General features: G+C 69.8%; 14 protein-coding genes, 1 tRNA gene and 2 pseudogenes. 3 read left to right on the top strand and 14 right to left on the bottom strand.

What is annotated here, in order from left to right:
- Window positions 1-13: 13 nt before the first annotated feature.
- From IEY36_RS00425 to IEY36_RS00465, 9 genes and pseudogenes are all read right to left on the bottom strand, one after another.
- Window positions 14-1,240: an ABC transporter substrate-binding protein gene (locus IEY36_RS00425; protein ID WP_188964944.1), complete on the bottom strand. Its 1,227-nt coding sequence runs from the start codon at window positions 1,238-1,240 to the stop codon at window positions 14-16.
- A 74-nt stretch (window positions 1,241-1,314) separates the two neighbouring features.
- Window positions 1,315-2,553, bottom strand: a complete 1,239-nt coding sequence (locus IEY36_RS00430) for an ABC transporter substrate-binding protein (protein ID WP_188964945.1) — start codon at window positions 2,551-2,553, stop codon at window positions 1,315-1,317.
- Window positions 2,554-2,600: 47 nt separating this feature from the next.
- On the bottom strand, window positions 2,601-3,842 hold the full coding sequence (locus IEY36_RS00435; RefSeq protein WP_229680987.1) for an ABC transporter substrate-binding protein: 1,242 nt from the start codon (window positions 3,840-3,842) through the stop codon (window positions 2,601-2,603).
- A 60-nt stretch (window positions 3,843-3,902) separates the two neighbouring features.
- The gene (locus tag IEY36_RS00440; protein ID WP_188964947.1) at window positions 3,903-4,646 is read right to left on the bottom strand and encodes an ABC transporter ATP-binding protein; all 744 of its coding nucleotides are present in this window, start codon (window positions 4,644-4,646) and stop codon (window positions 3,903-3,905) included.
- Complete coding sequence (locus tag IEY36_RS00445; protein ID WP_229680988.1) at window positions 4,639-5,409, bottom strand: ABC transporter ATP-binding protein; 771 nt, start codon at window positions 5,407-5,409, stop codon at window positions 4,639-4,641. The genes IEY36_RS00440 and IEY36_RS00445 overlap by 8 nt, the downstream gene beginning before the upstream one ends.
- Window positions 5,410-5,743: 334 nt before the next feature.
- Window positions 5,744-6,538 (bottom strand): annotated as a pseudogene (gene tig, locus IEY36_RS00450) (trigger factor); the annotation flags it as partial.
- A 636-nt stretch (window positions 6,539-7,174) separates the two neighbouring features.
- Window positions 7,175-7,591, bottom strand: a pseudogene (locus IEY36_RS00455) (trigger factor); the annotation flags it as partial.
- 46 nt (window positions 7,592-7,637) lie between these two features.
- Window positions 7,638-7,722, bottom strand: a tRNA-Leu gene (locus IEY36_RS00460).
- Between the two features lie 176 nt (window positions 7,723-7,898).
- Complete coding sequence (locus IEY36_RS00465) at window positions 7,899-9,098, bottom strand: RNA polymerase sigma factor (protein WP_188964949.1); 1,200 nt, start codon at window positions 9,096-9,098, stop codon at window positions 7,899-7,901.
- Between the two features lie 211 nt (window positions 9,099-9,309).
- On the opposite strand from IEY36_RS00465, the gene IEY36_RS00470 reads away from it, so the two are divergent.
- A complete protein-coding gene (locus IEY36_RS00470; protein WP_188964950.1) occupies window positions 9,310-9,723 on the top strand; it encodes a DUF1801 domain-containing protein in 414 nt (137 codons plus the stop codon).
- A 159-nt stretch (window positions 9,724-9,882) separates the two neighbouring features.
- Here the strand turns inward: IEY36_RS00470 and IEY36_RS00475 are convergent, their stop codons facing one another.
- From IEY36_RS00475 to IEY36_RS00490, 4 genes are all read right to left on the bottom strand, one after another.
- The gene (locus IEY36_RS00475) at window positions 9,883-10,305 is read right to left on the bottom strand and encodes a YciI family protein (protein ID WP_188964951.1); all 423 of its coding nucleotides are present in this window, start codon (window positions 10,303-10,305) and stop codon (window positions 9,883-9,885) included.
- A 209-nt stretch (window positions 10,306-10,514) separates the two neighbouring features.
- On the bottom strand, window positions 10,515-11,732 hold the full coding sequence (locus IEY36_RS00480; RefSeq protein WP_188964952.1) for a rhamnan synthesis F family protein: 1,218 nt from the start codon (window positions 11,730-11,732) through the stop codon (window positions 10,515-10,517).
- 341 nt (window positions 11,733-12,073) lie between these two features.
- Complete coding sequence (locus tag IEY36_RS00485) at window positions 12,074-13,321, bottom strand: DUF5666 domain-containing protein (RefSeq protein ID WP_188964953.1); 1,248 nt, start codon at window positions 13,319-13,321, stop codon at window positions 12,074-12,076.
- A gap of 112 nt (window positions 13,322-13,433) precedes the next feature.
- Window positions 13,434-14,342 carry a DUF6502 family protein gene (locus IEY36_RS00490; RefSeq protein ID WP_373290279.1) on the bottom strand — a complete coding sequence of 303 codons (909 nt, stop codon included), beginning with the start codon at window positions 14,340-14,342 and terminating at the stop codon, window positions 13,434-13,436.
- Between the two features lie 150 nt (window positions 14,343-14,492).
- Between IEY36_RS00490 and IEY36_RS00495 the strand changes: the two genes are divergently transcribed.
- Both IEY36_RS00495 and IEY36_RS00500 read left to right on the top strand, forming a co-directional pair.
- Window positions 14,493-14,681 (top strand): DUF3008 family protein, encoded by a 189-nt coding sequence (locus tag IEY36_RS00495; protein WP_188964954.1) that lies wholly within the window; start codon window positions 14,493-14,495, stop codon window positions 14,679-14,681.
- A 58-nt stretch (window positions 14,682-14,739) separates the two neighbouring features.
- Window positions 14,740-15,090, top strand: coding sequence for a DUF2171 domain-containing protein (locus IEY36_RS00500; protein ID WP_229680992.1), 351 nt, complete (start codon window positions 14,740-14,742; stop codon window positions 15,088-15,090).
- A 44-nt stretch (window positions 15,091-15,134) separates the two neighbouring features.
- On the opposite strand, the gene IEY36_RS00505 is transcribed toward IEY36_RS00500, so the two are convergent.
- Window positions 15,135-17,513, bottom strand: a complete 2,379-nt coding sequence (locus tag IEY36_RS00505; protein ID WP_456307038.1) for a 1-deoxy-D-xylulose-5-phosphate synthase N-terminal domain-containing protein — start codon at window positions 17,511-17,513, stop codon at window positions 15,135-15,137.
- Window positions 17,514-17,662 lie beyond the last annotated feature (149 nt).

Below are 17,662 nucleotides of genomic sequence, written 5' to 3' on the forward strand. Positions count from 1 at the left end.
GTCGGCAGCGACCTCAGCCGCGTACCAGCGGGCAATTGCCTTCGGCGAGCGGGCGGAAGGCCTCGTTCGCCGGGGTGGTCTGGGCCACCTTGTAGTAGTCCCACGGGCCGGTGCTCTCCTCGGGCGACTTCACCTCGAGCAGGTAGGAGGGCAGCAGGCGGCGACCATCCGCGCGGATCTCGCAGCGGCCGAACAGGTCGTCCTCCGACGGGCGCGCCTTCATGCGGTTGACCAGGTCGACGCCCGAAGCCTTGGCGGCCGGCACGCCCATGTCGGCGACGGTCTTGAGGAAGTGCAGCGCGCCCGAATAGCAGCCGGCATGGATCATGTTCGGGTAGTTGGTCGGCGTGCGACGCACCACGCGCTGGGTCCAGGCGCGCGTCTTGTCGTTCATCGTCCAATAGAATGTCTCGGTGCAGATCAGGCCCTTGGCGGTCTGCAGGCCGATGCCGTTGATGTCGTTGATGAACAGCAGCAGCGCGGCGAGCTTGATGCCGCCGCGGGTGATGCCGAATTCCGCTGCCTGCTTCACGCAATTGGCGGTGTCACCGCCGGCATTGGCCAAGCCGATCACCTTCGGCCGCGCGGCCTGCGCCTGGAGCAGGAAGGAGGAGAAGTCCGAGGTGCCCGGGAAGGGCGTGCGGACATTGCCCAGGATGCGCCCACCGGCGGCGCGCACGAAGGCCATAGTGTCGCGCTCCAGCGCATGGCCGAAGGCGTAGTCGGCGGTGATGAAGTACCAGCTGTCGCCGCCTGCGCGCACCATCGCGCCGCCGGTGGACTTCGCCAGCATGTAGGTGTCGTAGGCCCAGTGGATCGTGGTCGCGGCGCATTGCGCGCCGGTCAGGTCGGCGGTGGCGGAGCCGACATTGATGTAGGCCTTGTTCTTCTCCTTGGCGATCTGGTTGACCGCGAGCCCGACGGAGGAGGTCGGCACGTCGAGGATCAGGTCGACGCCCTGGTCATACCATTGCCGTGCGATGTTGGAGCCGACGTCGGGCTTGTTCTGGTGGTCGGCGTCCAGCACCTCGACGGTGAAGCCGTGGCTGGTGCCGAATTCGGCGACCGCTTCCCTCGTCGCAGCAACCGAAGTCGGCCCGGTGTTGTCGCGATAGGTGCCGGACATGTCGGTCAGCACGCCGATCTTGATGGTGTTGGCCTGCGCGCGCGCACGCGACAACGGCGCGATGGCGGTAGCGGCGGCAGCGCCAGCGAGCACGGAGCGTCGGGTCAATTCCATCGGGCGAAATCCTCCATCATTGGTTTGCTTGTCGTTGCCGGGCGGGGGTCGTTGCCCCGCCGGGGGTATTCGGATCAGGCGCGCACGAGCGGGCAGCCGCCTTCGGACAGCGGGCGGAAGGCCTCGTCCGCCGGCGTCGTCTGCAGCACCTTGTAGTAGTCCCAGGCGCCGCGGCTCTCGCCTGGCGCCTTCACCTCCATCAGGTAGGCCGGCATGATCCGGCGCCCATCGGCGCGGATCGAGGTGGCGCCGAAGGCGTCGTCCTGCACCGGCATCGCCTTCATGCGCGCGACGGTTGCCACGCCATCGGCCTTGGCCGCCTCGGCCCCCAGTTCCAGCACCGCCTTGATGTAGTGCATCGCCCCCGAATAGCAGCCCGCCTGCGCCATGCCCGGGCGCAGCTGCTGCGGCATGTTCGGCAGCACGCGGGCGGTGAAGGCGCGCGTGTTGTCGTTGAGATCCCAGTAGAAGGTCTCGGTGCAGACAAGGCCCTGGGCGGTTTGCAGCCCCAGCGCGTGGACGTCGGAGATGAACATCAGCAGGGCCGCAAGCTTAACGCCGCGGCGGGTCAGCCCGAATTCCGCCGCCTGCTTGATGCAATTGATGGTATCGCCGCCGGCATTGGCGAGGCCGACGACCTTGGCGCGCGAGGCCTGCGCCTGCACCAGGAAGCTGCTGAAATCGCTCGTGCCGGGGAACGGCGTGCGCACCTGGCCGAGCACACGCCCGCCGGCCGCCTTCACGAAATTGCCGGTGTCGCGTTCCAGCGCATGGCCGAAGGCGTAGTCGGCGGTGATGAAGAACCAGGTGTCGCCGCCCGCGCGAACCATCGCACCACCCGTGCTCTTGGCGAGCATGTAGGTGTCGTAGGTCCAGTGGATGGTGTTGGGCGAGCAGGCTGACCCCGTGAGATCCGAGGTGGCGCCCGAGGAGTTGATGTAGACCTTGTTCTTCTCCCGCACGACCTGGTTCACGGCGAGTGCGACCGAGGAGGTCGGCACGTCGATGATCATGTCCACGCCGTCGCGGTCGAGCCACTGCCGCGCGATGTTCACCCCGACATCGGGGCGGTTCTGGTGGTCAGCGACCACCACTTCCACATTCAACCCGCGCAGCGTGGCACCCAGGTCGGCGATGGCCTGGCGCACGCAGGCCACCGAGCCCGGGCCATTCACGTCCCGGTACAGGCCGGACTGGTCGTTCAGCACGCCGATCTTGACGGTATTGGTCGCCTGCGCGCGCGCGCGATGCAGCGGCAGCGCGCCGAGGGCGGCCCCGGCGGCGAGAAGGCCGCGACGATGAATTCCGGTCATTCCTGTCTCCCTGCTCATGCTTGTCGATCCGGTGTGGTTCCGCGCTGTCAGCTGCGCACGAGCGGGCAGCCGCCGGCGGCCATCGGACGGAAGGCCTCATCCGCCGGGGTGGTCTGAAGCAGCTTGTAGTAGTCGTAGGGCGCGCGGCTCTCGGCCGGTGCCTTGACCTCGAACAGATAGGCCGGGGTGATGCGGCGGCCATCGGCGCGGATCGAGGTGTCGCCGAAGGCGTCGTCGACCACCGGCATCGCCTTCATGCGCGCGACCGTCGCGGCGCCATCGGCCTTGGCGGCGGCGGCGCCCATCTCCTTGACCGCCTTGAGGTAATGCAGCGAGGCGGAGTAGCAGCCGGCCTGCACCATGGAGGGCGGCGCATTCGCCGGCATGCGCGGCCGCACGCGGCCGGTGAAGGCGCGGGTCTTGTCGTTCAGGTCCCAGTAGAAGGTCTCGGTCATCACCAGACCCTTGGCCGTTTGCAGGCCAAGCGCATGCACGTCGGTGATGAAGACCAGCAGGCCGGCAAGCTTCACTCCGCGCGAGGTGATGCCGAATTCCGCCGCCTGCTTGATGCAATTCGTGGTGTCCGCCCCCGCATTGGCGAGGCCGATCACCTTGGCGCGCGAGGTCTGCGCCTGCAGCAGGAAGGAGGAGAAATCCGTCGTCCCCGGAAATGGCGTACGGACATTGCCCAGCACCCGCCCGCCGGCGGCGCGCACGAATTCCGAGGTGTCGCGTTCCAGCGCGTGGCCGAAGGCGTAGTCGGCGGTGATGAAGTACCAGGTGTCGCCGCCCGCGCGCACCATCGCCGCGCCGGTGCTGTGTGCCAGCATCCAGGTGTCGTAGGTCCAGTGGATGGTGTTGGCGGTGCAGGCCGCGCCGGTCAGGTCGGAGGTCGCGGCCCCCGAATTCAGCATGACCTTGTTCTTTTCCTTGACCAGCTGGTTCAACGCCAGCGCGACCGAGGAGGTGGTCGCGTCCGTGATCATGTCGACGCCATCACGGTCGAACCACTGGCGCGCGATGGTCGAGCCGACGTCCGGCTTGTTCTGGTGGTCGGCTTCGACGACTTCGACATTGAAGCCCTGGGCGCCGAATTCCTGGACCGCCTGGCGCACGCAAATGGTCGAACCGGGCCCGCCAAGGTCACGATAGGTGCCCGAGGCATCGCCGAGCACACCGATCTTGATGGTGTTGGCGGCCTGGGCGCGGGCGCGCGCGATCGGCAGGGCACCCCAGGTCGCGGCGGCGGCGGCGCCGGCGAGAACACCGCGGCGAGATGTTTCGGTCATGTTCATCCTCCTGTGGAACCGTCGCGCCACGTCCTGGCGCGGCGGTCGTCATTGATGCGGTCAGACGCCGAGATATTCGTGCAGGCGGCCCATCGATCCGGCGAGTTCATCATTGCGGACCATGTCCACGACCTTGCCGTGTTCCATGACGTAGTGCCGGTCGGCGACAGTCTGGGCGAAGCGGAAATTCTGCTCGACCAGCAGCACGGTGAAGCCGCGCTGCTTCAGCGCGCGGATGGTGTGGCCGATCTGCTGCACGATGACCGGGGCGAGGCCTTCCGAAGGTTCGTCGAGCAGCAGCAACTTCGCCCCGGTGCGCAGGATGCGCGCGATGGCGAGCATCTGCTGCTCGCCGCCCGACAGCTTGGTTCCCTGGCTGCGCGCACGTTCCTTGAGGTTGGGGAACAGCGTGTAGATTTCCTCGATCGGCAGGCCACCGGGCAGCACGACCGGCGGCAGCATCAGATTTTCGGTGACGTCGAGCGAGGCGAAGATGCCGCGTTCCTCCGGGCACCAGGCGATGCCGGCGCGGGCGATGACGTCCGAGCGCGCATCGACCAGCTCGCGCCCTCCATAGGTGATCGAGCCGCTGCGCCGCCCGACTACGCCCATGATCGAGCGCAGCGTCGTCGTCTTGCCCGCGCCGTTGCGGCCGAGCAGGGTGACCACCTCGCCGGCATGGATGTCGATGTCGACGCCGTGCAGCACATGGCTTTCGCCGTACCAGGCCTGGAGCCCTCGGACAGTCAGCAGCGGCGCGCCCCCCTGCCCCGTGGCCGGCCGATCGGTGAGGGTCTCAGCCATGGGCGGCCTCCGTGGACGCTTCGTCACCGAGATAGGCGGCGATGACATCGGGGTTGCGCGCGACGGTTGCATAGTCACCCTCGGCCAACACGCTGCCGCGGGCCAGCACGGTGATGAAATCGCACAGGCCGGAGACGACGGTGAGGTTGTGTTCGACGAGCAGCACGGTGCGGCCGGCCGAGACGCGACGGATCAACTGCACGATGCGCCCGACATCGTCATGCGTCATGCCCGCGGTCGGTTCGTCGAGCAGCATCATTACCGGGTCGAGCGCGAGGGTTGTTGCGATTTCCAGCGCCCGCTTGCGGCCATAGGGCAGTTCGCCCGCCGTCAGGCCGGCATAGGCGGTCAGGCCGACATCCTCGAGCAGTTCGCGCGCACGGGCGTCATACTGCCGCAGCAGCGAATCCGAGCGCCAAAAATCGAACGACCCGCCGCGCTGGCGCTGCAGGGCGACGCGGACATTCTCGAGCACGCTCAGATGCGGGAATACCGCCGAGATCTGGAACGACCGCACGAGGCCGAGCCGCGCCACCTCGGCCGGCTTCATGCCGGTGATGTCGCGCCCATCGTAACGGATGCTCCCGCGGGTCGGCTGCAGGAACTTGGTCAGCAGATTGAAGCAGGTGGTCTTGCCGGCACCGTTCGGGCCGATGAGGCCGTGAATCGTGCCGCGGCGGATCGACAGGTTGACGTCGTTCACGGCCACGAAGCCGCGAAACTCCTTCGTCAGTCCGACTGTCTGCAGGATGGCATCAGACACCCTTGAACCTCTCCCCATATCGGCGGTCCGGCTGGCCGCTCGTGTTCTGTTCGTCGATGTAGGCGAGGCGCGGTGGAGCGCGCAAGGCGGGCGAGATGAAAGCCGCACTTTTCCTGCGTTACCGCTGGTCGGAGAATGAATGGCGGGCGAAATGCATGAAAAAGGGGCAGCCTGGTGGGCTACCCCTGTCGAATCAGCGGCCGGGAGATCCCCGGCTTATCGGGCCAAGCGTACACCGGCGCCTGGCGAGAGTTCAGTGGCCGCTAGATCAGTCCGGCGTCCGACCCGGCCGGCGCCGGAGAACGCGCCCGATGGCGCCTTCTCCGACCGGCATTTACGCGGCCGCGGTCGCCTCGGCGTTCAGTTCCTCGGCGGTCACCTGGCGGTCGGTGACCTTGGCCAGTTCGATCATGAAATCGACGACCTTTTCCTCGAACAGCGGGGCGCGGAGATTCTCGGCGGCCTGCGGGTTTTTGCGGAAGAACTCCAGCACCTGCTGCTCCTGGCCCGGATAGCGCGAGGCTTCCTGGAACACAGCACGCTGCATCTCTTCCTGGCCGACCTGGACATTGTTGGTGCGGCCGATCTCCGACAGCATCAGCCCCAGGCGGATACGACGCTCGGCGATCGTGCGGTATTCCGCCTTCAGCGTCTCCTCGTCCTTGCCCTTGTCGTCCTCGTCGAGGCGGCCGGCCTTGAGGTCGGCCTCGACGCGCTGCCAGATCTGGGTGAACTCGGCCTCCACCATGCTCTCAGGCACCGGGAAGCTGGCCTTCTCGGCCAGGCTGTCGAGCAGGGCGCGCTTCAGCTTCAGCCGCGCCAGGCCGTCATATTCGCGCTGCAGCGAGGAGCGGATCGCCTCCTTCAGCGCGGCGAGGTCGGCCATGCCGACGGTCTTGGCCAGCTCGTCGTCGACCGCGCGCGGGGTGCGGGTCTTGAGCGCCTTGGCGTCGATGGTGAAGCGGGCATGCTTGCCGGCCAGTTCGGCCGAGCCGTAGTCGCCCGGGAACACCACATTGATGTCGCGCGATTCGCCCGGCGCCATGCCGTCCATCTGCTCGGTGAAGCCGGGGATGAAGCCCTGGCCGCCGACCTCGATGGGCATGTCGGTGGCCGTGCCGCCGGCGAAGATGCGCGCCTCGGGCTCCTCGGCGCCGGCGAAGACCCGGACCGGGCCGACGCGCAGCGTCATGTCGACCGGCACGCCGGCCGGCAGCTGCGCGATGATGATCGGCTGCACCTGCACCGGGGCCGGCCCGTCGGCGAGCGTCGCCGTGATGCCGTCATCGTCGCTGCCGAGCGCCGACTTCTTGTGGTGATAGACGACGTCGCACCCTTCGGCGGCCTCGTTGAAGCCGAAGCGGACGACGCCCGCCGCCGGCAGCGCGCCGTCGACGATCCGCAGCCGCGTCACCATGGTCAGCACGTCGGCGGCCTTGACCGGCACATCGGTGGCGCTGCCGGGCCGCAGGCGCAGGACACCCTTCTCATCGGGCGTGCCCGTCACTTTCACGTCGAAATAGGGACGCCCGGCCTCGCTGCCGATCGCCGCGATCTCGCTCTCGAGGCCGCTGGTGACCTCGAGCGTCCAGCCGGTCGGCACCTCGCCGGGCTTGCCGGGACGCGCGCCAAGGCCGGGGCCGTTCTTCAGCAGGTCGGCCGGCAGGCGGCCGGTGAAGTCGCAGACCAGCACGTCACCGGTAGTGGCCGGGCGCGGCTCGGCATCGGCCAGCTCGCCATTACGCTCGGCGATGGTGGCGAGGGTCTTGTCGATCACCTCGTCGGTCGGCTCGGCCTTCAGGCGCTCGAGCGCGATACCGGAGAAATCGGGCATCGGCACATCCGGCAGGACCTCGAGATCCATGCGGTATTCAAGGTCGGCGCCCTCGGCGAAGTTCGTCAGTTCGATCTTCGGCTGCATCGCGGGCTTGAGGCCACGATCGGTGACCACCTGACGCGAGGTGTCGGTGACAGACTGCTCCAGCACCTCCCCCAGCACGGCGGAGCCATAGCGCTGCTTGACCACCGACATCGGCACCTTGCCGGGGCGGAACCCGGGCATGGTGACCGTTTTGGCGATCTCGGCGAGCCGCTTGTCGCGCGAGGCGGAAATATCCGCCGCGGTGACAGTGACGGAGTAGGCGCGCTTCAGCCCGTCATTCGCGAGCTCGGTGACCTGCATCGAGGGACGTCCATCCAAAAGGCTAGAGAAAACCAGCGGCGCCGATTGGTGCGGGCGAAGGGAGTCGAACCCCCACGGCTTGCGCCACTGGAACCTAAATCCAGCGTGTCTACCAGTTCCACCACGCCCGCCCACGGAGGCGCCGCGCGGCGGAGAGGCGCGGGATGTAGCGCAGGACGCTCGGCTTTCCAAGGCATGGCTGCACGATGACAGCCCAAAAGGCCTCGCCGGCCCCCTGCCGAGACCGGGCGCCGGGCCGCATTCGCGCCGGAACGGAGCCTGACACACCCTCGGCGCGGCGTGGCGTTCAACCGCAGCAGGCCGCGGCACGCTGCTCCAGATAGGCCCGTTCGCGCGCATTGCGGGTCAGGCCGGCGGCACGGCTGAACGAGGCCCGGGCCTCCGCGAAGCGGCCCGCACGGAACAGGAAGTCGCCTTTTGCGGCGGGCAGCGGTGCGTAGTCGCGCAACGAGCCCTCCGCCTCGATCGCCGCCAGCAAGGCCAGCCCGGCCGGCGGGCCGAAGGCCATGCTGTGGGCAATGGCCCGGTTCAGGTCGACCACTGGCGAGGGCATCGCCACCGCCAGCCGGTCATAGAGGCCGGCAATGCGCGACCAGTCGGTCGCCTCGGCACTCGCCGCCCTGGCGTGGCAGGCGGCAAGCGCGGCTTGCAGGGCATAAGGCCCCTCCCCGCCGCCCAGCGCCTCGGCGCGGTCGAGCGCGGCCAGGCCATGGCTGATCAGCGGCCGGTCCCAGCGGGTGCGATTCTGCGCCGGCAGCGGCACCAGCGCGCCATCGGCCGCCGTTCGCGCCGGCAGGCGCGACGCCTGCAACTCCATCAGGGCGAGCAGGCCGAAGACCTCCGGTTCCTCCGGCATGAGGCCGGCCAGGATGCGACCCAACCGGGCCGCCTCGGCACACAGCGCCGGGCGGATCAGGTCGTCGCCCGCCGTCGCGGCGTAGCCTTCGTTGAAAATCAGGTAGAGCACCTCAAGCACCGAGGCGAGGCGGCCGTGGCGCTCCTGGCCGCGCGGCACCGCATAGCGCAGGCCCGCGTCGGCGAGCGTCCGTTTCGCCCGCACGATGCGCTGGGCGATCGTCGCCTCGTTCGAGAGGAAGGCGCGGGCGATCTCCGCCGTGGTGAGCCCGCCAACCAAGCGCAGGGTGAGGGCCGCGCGCGCCTCGGCGGCGAGCAGCGGATGGCAGGCGGTGAAGACCAGCGCGAGCAGCTCGTCGCCATAGTCGTCGTCCAGGGCTGCTTCCATCGCCTCAGTAGTGGTGTCGCGCTCCTGTTCGATGTCGCGGGCGATCTCGGCATGTTTGCGTACCAGCATGCGCTGCCGGCGAAGGCGGTCGATGGCGCGGCGCTTGGCCGCGGCCATCAACCAAGCCCCGGGCCGGTCCGGAACGCCGCTGCGCGGCCATTCGGCGAGCGCCGTCACCAGCGCGTCCTGGGCCAGTTCCTCGGCGAGGTCGAGGCTGCGGACCAAGCGAACGAGGCCGCCCATGAACCTCGCACGCTCGATTCGGAAGACCGCCTCGATGGCTTGTTGGATATCCGTCTCCGCCACGCCGCCGGTTTAGCCCATTTTCGCTGACGCGGCACCGCGCCCAGGCCCGCTTCCGGCGAGTCACGGCGGGGTGAGATGACAGGACGGACGCCACGGGTGCAGCAATTCCCACCCTGCGGGGTTCAACACCCATGAAGGCGAGGCCAGCATGACAGCGAGGACGACCGAGGCGCCGGAATCGGGGCCGATCGCCTCCCCCTCCGACCTGATCGATGCCCGGATCAGGGAACTGGGCGACTGGCGGGGCGCGATGCTCGCGCGGGTGCGCCGGCTCATCAGGCAGGCCGACCCGGCCGTGGTCGAGGAGTGGAAGTGGCGCGGCGTGCCGGTCTGGTCGCGCGCAGGGATCATCTGCACCGGCGAGACCTACAAGGCCGTCGTGAAGCTGACCTTCGCCAAGGGCGCGTCACTGGAGGACCCGTCCGGGCTGTTCAATGCCAGCCTGGAGGGCAACACCCGGCGCGCAATAGACCTCCGTGAGGTCGATTCGATCAATGAGGAGGCGTTGCAGGCGCTGGTCCGCGCCGCCATCGCGCTGAACCTGGCGAAGCCGAAGCGGTGAATCGCGGCGGGGCCGGCCGGGCTACCCTGCCCGGCCGCGACACGGGCGCCGTCAGTCCCGCAGGCAGCGGGACCGGCGATCGCCCACCTCCGGGCGTCGGGGGGGTCGCCCGGAGGTCGGAAGCGACACACGGGGCGACGCATGCGCGCCGTGCCCCGGTCAACGCCGGGCGATGGAATCGCGGGCGCGGTCGTGGATCTCGGCGACCTCGGGCGTCAGCGCCTCGCTGAAATCGGCCATTTCGTAGAGCGGGCGGATCTCGATCTCGCTCGGGCCGGGCATCGGGTTGGGGCAGCGCTTCACCCATTCGACCGCCTCGGCCATGTCCTTGACCTCCCAGATCCAGTAACCGGCCACCAATTCGCGGGTCTCGGCGAAGGGCCCGTCGATGACCCGGCGTGCAGGCCCGTCGAAGGCCACGCGCTTTCCCTGCCCGCTCGGCTTCAGACCGTCGCCGGCCAGCATGAGGCCGGCCTTGGCCAGCTCCTCGTTGAAGCGGCCCATCGCCTCGAGCAGGTCGGTCGAGGGCATCATGCCCGCCTCGCTGTCGGTCGTCGCCTTCACCATCACCATCACACGCATCGGGGTGTCTCCTTGTCGGCGGGCGGCCGCCACGGCCGTCCTGCCCACACGACGAATGGCGGGCGGCCGGATCGACAGCCGGGACGAAAAGAATCAACGGCCCGTGCTGGCCGATCCGGGGCGCCGCGACCGCAGGCAGGCCGCCCCGAGGCCTAGCAACTGCCGAAGCGCCATCCCGGCGCAGCGCCACAGCATCACATCCACCGCCATCACGCGCCGGGATCCCGGCGCCGCGCAACCGACATGGTCGCGAGGTGGGAGGAGATGACGACATTCATCGCCTCGTCGCGGTCGGCCAGCAGGCGGCGCCAGCCCGCGGCATCCTCGATAATCGAGTTGCGCAGCAACAGGTCGGTCTTGAGGTAGGGGAAGCCCATCTCCTCGACCAATTCGCGCCAGAACGCGTGGGTGGCATTGACTGGCCGCCGGTGCAGCGCCCAGCCCATCATTGCCGCCTCGGCCGGGCTGTCGCGCGGGATGTCGCGGAACAGGAAGGGGTAGAGCGCGCGGAGCCGGCGCCGAGCCGAATCCTGCTGCAAGGCGGCACGCTCGATCGTCTCATAGCCGCACCAGGCCGCCACCGCATGGCCCCGGCGACGCATCCAGGCGCTGAGGCGCACCTCGCCATTGCGGATGGTGCGGCGCTTGCTGGCCGTGACGGTGCAGCCGTCGAGGAAGCGCAGCAGGTCGGCCACCACCGGCCGCCCGCGGGCGAGCAGAAAGTAGGACTGAAGATGCGGCCGCGGCGCCAGGTTCTCGGTCAGGCCGAACAGGCCGTGGCCGGCCGCGCGCATGGCGGCGAGTATTGGCGCCTTGTCGCGGAACGGGCCGCAGACGCTGTCATTCGCCAGCAGCAGCTCCTGCATCATTGGCGCGGTCCGGCGCAGCAGCGGCGCCACGTCGTGCCAAGCACCGAAATCGAGCCCGTGATTGCGCCGCACCACCACCAGCGCGCAAAGCGCGCGCAGCCGCGCCAGCGCCACTGGCGGGACGCCCGGCGCCGAGCTGATGAAGACCACAGCAAATCCGTTGGCGCGCAGTTGCTCGATCCGCCGCAGGACCATGCCGCTGACCGCGGCGACCGGGGCGTAATGCACGAAGGCCGCGACCGACGGGGCCCGGGCGAGCCCCGGCGCGCCGTTGTGGATGGCGAGCAGTCGCGGCGTGTCGTTGACCGCCTCGGCGAGGTCGGCGCGCAGGGCCGCGAGCTCCTCGCGCAGCGCGGCGAGACCGGCACGCAGCACCGAGCCCTCGAAGCGCGGCCGCCGCAGGAAGGAGCGCGCCCGCAGCCAGGGGGAGATGCGGCGGTCGGGACGGTCGACCACGGGCGAGAGGCCGCGTTTCGGGAGCGCCGACCCGTCGGCGAGCGGCAGCGGCTCAGCCCAGGGCAGGCGGTCCGCGGTGCTGAAGAGGGAGCTGGTCGGCATGTCCATCGAAGGGGCCTCGATCTGTCAGGGAGCGAGGTTGTTATACGTGGGACTTTTTCCCACGTCTATTGAACAGGCGCGCCGCTCACACTTCGTAACCCTTCGGCGCAGGCGGACACGGCGCCGCTCAGGCCGCCCGGATGGCGCGCGTTACGCTGCACGGCATTCGTGCGAGGCCACTGTCGGGGGAGGCTGCTTGAGAGGTCCGGCACCGGTTCACAGGCAATCGGGCCGCCGAACCGGCACGATGTCGCCGATCGGCCCGTCGGGCTGGGGCGCGCCGGTGCTGCCCGGTCGGACAATGACTTGGCCCGGCAGCGGGGCCAATGCGCGCCGTGGTGTCAGCGCGGTGGCGGGGCCGCTCCACCGGGCGGCAGGGACAGGCCGCCACCGCTGGGCTGGAGTGGCGGGAAGGAGGGCGCGTCGCCGGACCGGGAAGGCCGGTTCCCACGCCCCATCGGCAATGCGCCGCGGCCACTGCCCGGCGCCGCTGCGCCGCGACCGCCATCACGGATCGGCCCGCTGCCCGGCACCGGGGCGGGTTGGCCCGCATGACCAGGCATTCCGCCGGGGCCGCCGCTCCGGTCCGCCCCCATGGAAAGCGCCGGGCCAGGTCCTTCCCGCCGCAGGCCGGTGGCGCGGAAGCCACCGCCGGGTTGGCGCTCGAATTCCACTACGGCGCGCCGCGGCGCCGCCGCACCAAGGCCCGCCTCGCCCGGCAACAGCGGGCCGGCCCCGAGCCGTACCCCGCCCGCCACCGCCACCGCATAGGATTCAACGAGGATCCGCCGGGTCGTCGCCGGGAAGGCCGCCGCCGGGTCGCTCGCCAGCCGGTCGGGTTGCAATCGGGCATCGGCCAGCGCGCCGGCGCGGTAGCGGCCGGTGGCGGTGGCGAAGCCGCTCGCCTCGACCGGCCCGTTGGGCTGCAGGTCCAGGCCGCCGATCCGCAGCCGGCCGTCGCGCAACGTCGCCTGGCCGCGCACCAGCACCTCCCCCGGCGCGCGTCGGTCCAGCCTCGTGGCCTGCACCACGCCATCCGGCCCGCGCAGGCCGCTGACCGAGAGCCATTGGCCGACCACCGGGTGCCGCTCGCCCAGGGTCGTGGCGGCAAGCTGCACCGGCTGGCCGGCGACGCGCAGCCGGCCATCGGTGCCGACCGCCTCGACCGGACCGGAGACCTCCTGGCGCAATTCGACACTGCGCGCGGCCAGCGCCATGCCGCTGCCTGCGGCATCGATGACGGCGAGCTGGCCGGCCCGCAGCGCGCTGGGGGCAATGGGCTGGCCGTCCAGCGTCACCGGCACGGCGGGGTCCAGCGCCACCTCCACCCCACCCAGGCAGATGCTGGCAAAGCCGGTGATGACGGCGACGATGCCGGTACCGCCGATGCCACGGTCGGCGATCCGCGCGGGCGCGCCGGTGCCGCCGATCCCGCGGTCGGCGATGGCAATCGGCGCCCCGGTGCCGCCAATGCCGCGATCGGCGAGCGGCGGGCCGTCATCGGGGCCGAGCCGGCACAGGCCCGCCGTGGTCGTCATCGGTGGCGGCACGCTGGCGGCGCAGGCACCCAGCAGGAGCAGGCCGGCCAAGCCCATGGCCCCGGACCATCGCCCGAGCCGAGGCGAGCGGCCCACACCACCATCCGGCGGCGTGCCCTGGGGCGACCGGTTGGGAGCCGCCGGCGGCAGGGCGGAAAGCGCCCTATGCCTTGGGCGCATCGGGCGCTTCATCCTCGGCGTAGAGATAGACGCCGAGATTGACGCGGCGCGTCGGCCGGTCGGGGTTGGCGGCGGCCTCGGCCTCATCCCGTTCGGCGATGGCCAGTGCCTGGCGGTTGACCTCGATCAGCAGGCGCTGCGCCGCCTCGCGTGCCACGGCTTCGAGGGCGGCGGCAGCCTCGGTGCCGAGGCGGTCGTAATGCACGCTGCGGTCGAGGAAGGGCCGCACCCCCTGCCCGGCCACATTGGCCGAGGCCGCCGCGACATGGTCGTGCAGGTTGCGGGCGAAATAGAACAGCTGGGCCTCGCTGCCCTCGCGCGGCAGGAAGGCCTCGGCCTTGAGACGGACGATGCCCTCGGCGTCGAGCGTCACAAACCCCTGCGCCAGCAAGTCATCGAGCACGGCACGCGGGCGGACGTCGCGGGTGACCGTGGCGACCAGGGTGTCGAAGGAGGGCGCCGGGCCATTGCGCGGCAGCGGCAGGGGCTTGCCGGCGGCGTCGGTGTAGTCGGGCGCGCCAAGCCACAAGGCGAGGACCTGGCTGTTCAGCGTGACGATGGCCGGCTCTTCGGCCGGCTGCGGGCCGCGCTGGCGGCGCAGTTCCTTGCGATGGACGCCGGTCATCAGGCTGATGCGGCTGTCGGTGCGACTGCGCGGGTCGGGCAACAGGTCGTCGCGCGCGACCTCGACATAGAGGCCGCGCAGCAGGTCGGCGAGGACCGGGAAGGTGACGCCGCTGCGGATCTGCAGGCGCACCAGCGGCCGCAACATCCGCGCCAGAGCGGTGAGCAGAAGCTGGGGGGGCGGCGGCTGGCCGGGGTCAGGTGGGGTGGCGGGAATGAGGGGGTCCTGGGTGTGACGATGCCTTGAAGCATATAAGCTTACGCCCAAGTGGGAAAAGCGCCCACGGTGAAAATCGCCGTTCCGTGGTCGCGCCGCCACACTCAGGCCGGGCGACGGCGGTGCTGGCCGAGACGCGCAGCCTTCCGTGTCCTTCAGGCGTTACGGCATCACGGAACAGGGCAAGGGAGGAGCCGAACCATGCCAGCCAAATCGCAGCAGCAGCAGAAGGCCGCCGGCGCGGCGCTGTCCGCCAAGCGCGGGGAGACGCCCAAATCGGCGCTCAAGGGCGCGTCGAAGAGCATGGCGGAATCGATGACCGAGGCCGAGTTGGAGAAGATGGCGAGCGTCAGCCGCAGGAAGCTGCCGAAATACGCCGGCGGGGACTGAGCGACGTCGCGCCCGGCCGCCCTCACACCGGGACGTGAGACGGCGGCAGTGCCCCGCCGTGCAGCCGTTCGGCCCGCCGAAGCGTTCATTCGACGGGCCCGGCAAGGGCTTCAACCAAGGAGAACGACGGATGAGCGCACAGGCACCGGCCATTCGCGAACACATGGAAATCGTCGGCAATGACGGCGGCCATGTCGGCACAGTGGACAGGGTCGAAGGCGACCAGATCAGGCTGGTGAAGGGCGACGACCCCAGCGGCACCGGCCGCGACCATCACTTCCTGCCGCTCAAGGCGGTGGAAGCCGTGTCGGGGGACAAGGTCCGGTTGACCATGTCGGCGGCGCGGGCCCGGAACACGTCCACGCTGGTGGCGGGCGACGCCGCCGGCACACCGCACCGCAGGCATTGAGCCGGACGGGGCGCAGCCCGGCAGGTCGCGCCCCCCTTGGCCGTTCAGCCCAGCAGCGCCTCCGCGCAGGCATCGAGGATGGCGTCGCTGTCGAGGCCGTATTCCCGGTAGAGGTCGGGCAGGTCCCCCGCCTGGCCGAAGCGGTCGACGCCGAGCGGCACCACCCGCTGGCCTCGCACGGCGCCCATCCAGGCATGCGCCGCCGGGTGGCCGTCCAGCACGGTGACCAGGGCCGCGTCGCGTGAGAGCGGGGCGAGGATGGTCTCGATATGCGACAGGCGAGGCGCGCCGCTGCGCACACCGCGCCGCGCCGCCAGCCATTCGGCATGCATCCGGTCCGGGCTGGTGATGGCGAGCAGGCCAGCCGTCGGTTCCTCGCTGCGCAATTCCTCGAAGGCGGCGACTGCCTCGGGGGCCACGGCGCCCTGATAGGCGATGGCGATGCGCGCCCCCGGCGCCGGCGGCACCACCCAATGGGCGCCGGCGATCACCGCCGCGGGGTCGAGTGCGCGGGCCGGCTGTTCCAGCCCGCGGGTGGACAGGCGCAGCCAGACCGCCGAGCCATCGGGCTTCTGCATATGGTCGAAGGCATGGCGCAGCAGGATGGCGAGTTCGTCGGCGTGGGCCGGCTCGAAACTGGCCAGACGATCCGCCGCCATGCCGATCAGCGGCGTGTTGACCGATTGGTGTTGGCCGCCTTCCGGTGCGAGAGTCAGCCCGGATGGCGTTGAAACCAGAAGGAATCTCGCATCCTGGTAGCAGGCGTAGATCAGCGCATCGAGGCCCCGGTTGACGAAGGGGTCATAGACCGTACCGATCGGCAGCAGTCGCGCGCCATAGAGCCGGTCGGCCAGGCCAAGCCCGGCCAGAACCAGGAACAGGTTCTGCTCGGCGATGCCGAGTTCGACATGCTGGCCCTCCGGCGACATGCCCCAGCGCTGCGCGGAGGCGAGCTTGGCGTCGCGGAACACGTCGTTCTTCTTGTGGCGGTCGAAGATGCCGCGCCGGTTCACCCAGGGGCCGAGATTGGTCGAGACCGTCACATCGGGGCTGGTGGTGACGATGCGCTTGGACAGTTCGGCGAATTCGCCCTGGCCGCGGCCGATCTCGGCTAGGATATCGCCGAAGGCAGCCTGGGTGGATTGCTTGCGGCCCTCCCCCACCTTCGGCGCGGTGAAGGTCGCCGGCACAGGGATGGTCGGCGAAACCAGGCAGCGGCCTTCCGGGGTCAGTTTCTCGGCGAAGGGAACGGCGGCGATGAAGTCCCGCAGTTCCGCCTCGGGGATGTCGAGGCCCTCGAACAAATCCCATTCATGGCCGGGGCGGATGGACATCAGCTCGCGGAAGCTGCCCATCTGCTCCTTGGTCATCAGGCCGGAATGGTTGTCCTTGTGGCCTGCGAAGGGCAGGCCCATGCCCTTCACGGTATAGGCGATGAAGCAGGTCGGCTGGTCGCCCTCGGCATCCTGGGCGCGGAAGGCATCGGTCAGCGTCTCGATGTCGTGGCCGCCGAGATTGGTCATCAGCGTGCCGAGTTCGTCATCGGTCAGCGGGTCGATGATGGCGCGGATGCCCGGGATGCGGCCGAGTTCGGCGAGCACCGCGGAGCGCCAGGCGGCACCGCCCTGGAAGGTCAGCGCGGCATAGAGGCTGTTGGGGCAATCATCGATCCAGCGGCGCAGATGCTCACCGTCGGGCCGCGCAAAGGCGGCTTCCAGCTTGCGGCCATATTTGATGGTGACGACGTTCCAGCCCATGTCGCGGAACAGCCCCTCGATGCGGCCGAAGAGCCGGTCGGGGACGACGGAATCGAGCGATTGGCGATTGTAGTCGATCACCCACCAGACATTGCGGATGTCGTGCTTCCAGCCTTCCAGCAGGGCCTCGTAGATGTTGCCCTCGTCGAGTTCGGCGTCGCCCACCACGGCGACGTGCCGGCCGGCGGGCAGGCCTTCTGGGGCGAGATTGTGCAGATGGACATAGTCCTGCACCAGCGAGCCGAAAGAGGCGAGTGCTACGCCGAGGCCGACCGAACCGGTGGAGAAATCCACCTCGGGCCCGTCCTTCACCCGCGACGGATAGGGCTGGATGCCGTGGAAGGCGCGCAGCGTGGACAGCTTGTCCCGCTCCTGGCGGCCGAACAGGTAGTTGATGGCGTGGAAGACCGGCCCGGCATGCGGCTTCACCGCGACGCGGTCGGCCGGGCGCAGGATTGAGAAATACAGCGCCGTCAGGATCGACACCGACGACGCGCAGGACGCCTGGTGCCCGCCCACCTTCAGCCCGTCCCGGTTGGGGCGGATGTGGTTGGCATGGTGGATCATCCAGGCCGACAGCCAGAGCAGCTTGCGCTCGATCGCGTGCAGCATCTCGACGCGGCGCGCCGCGTCGGGCGTGTCCTGCCGCTTGGCTTTTCCCTGCACGCTCATCTCCGGACGCTCCCACGCATTCTGGTCCGGACTATGGCGTTTCCGGCCTGCGGAGAGAAGGCCGGCCTGTCAGCGCGGGCGGTGCCGCGGGTCGACACGCCGCGCCGCGGCCGGGCGATGCGTCGCGCGCAGGAACAGCGCGA

The sequence above is a fragment of the Neoroseomonas lacus genome (genome assembly GCF_014644535.1).
Lineage (GTDB): Bacteria > Pseudomonadota > Alphaproteobacteria > Acetobacterales > Acetobacteraceae > Neoroseomonas > Neoroseomonas lacus.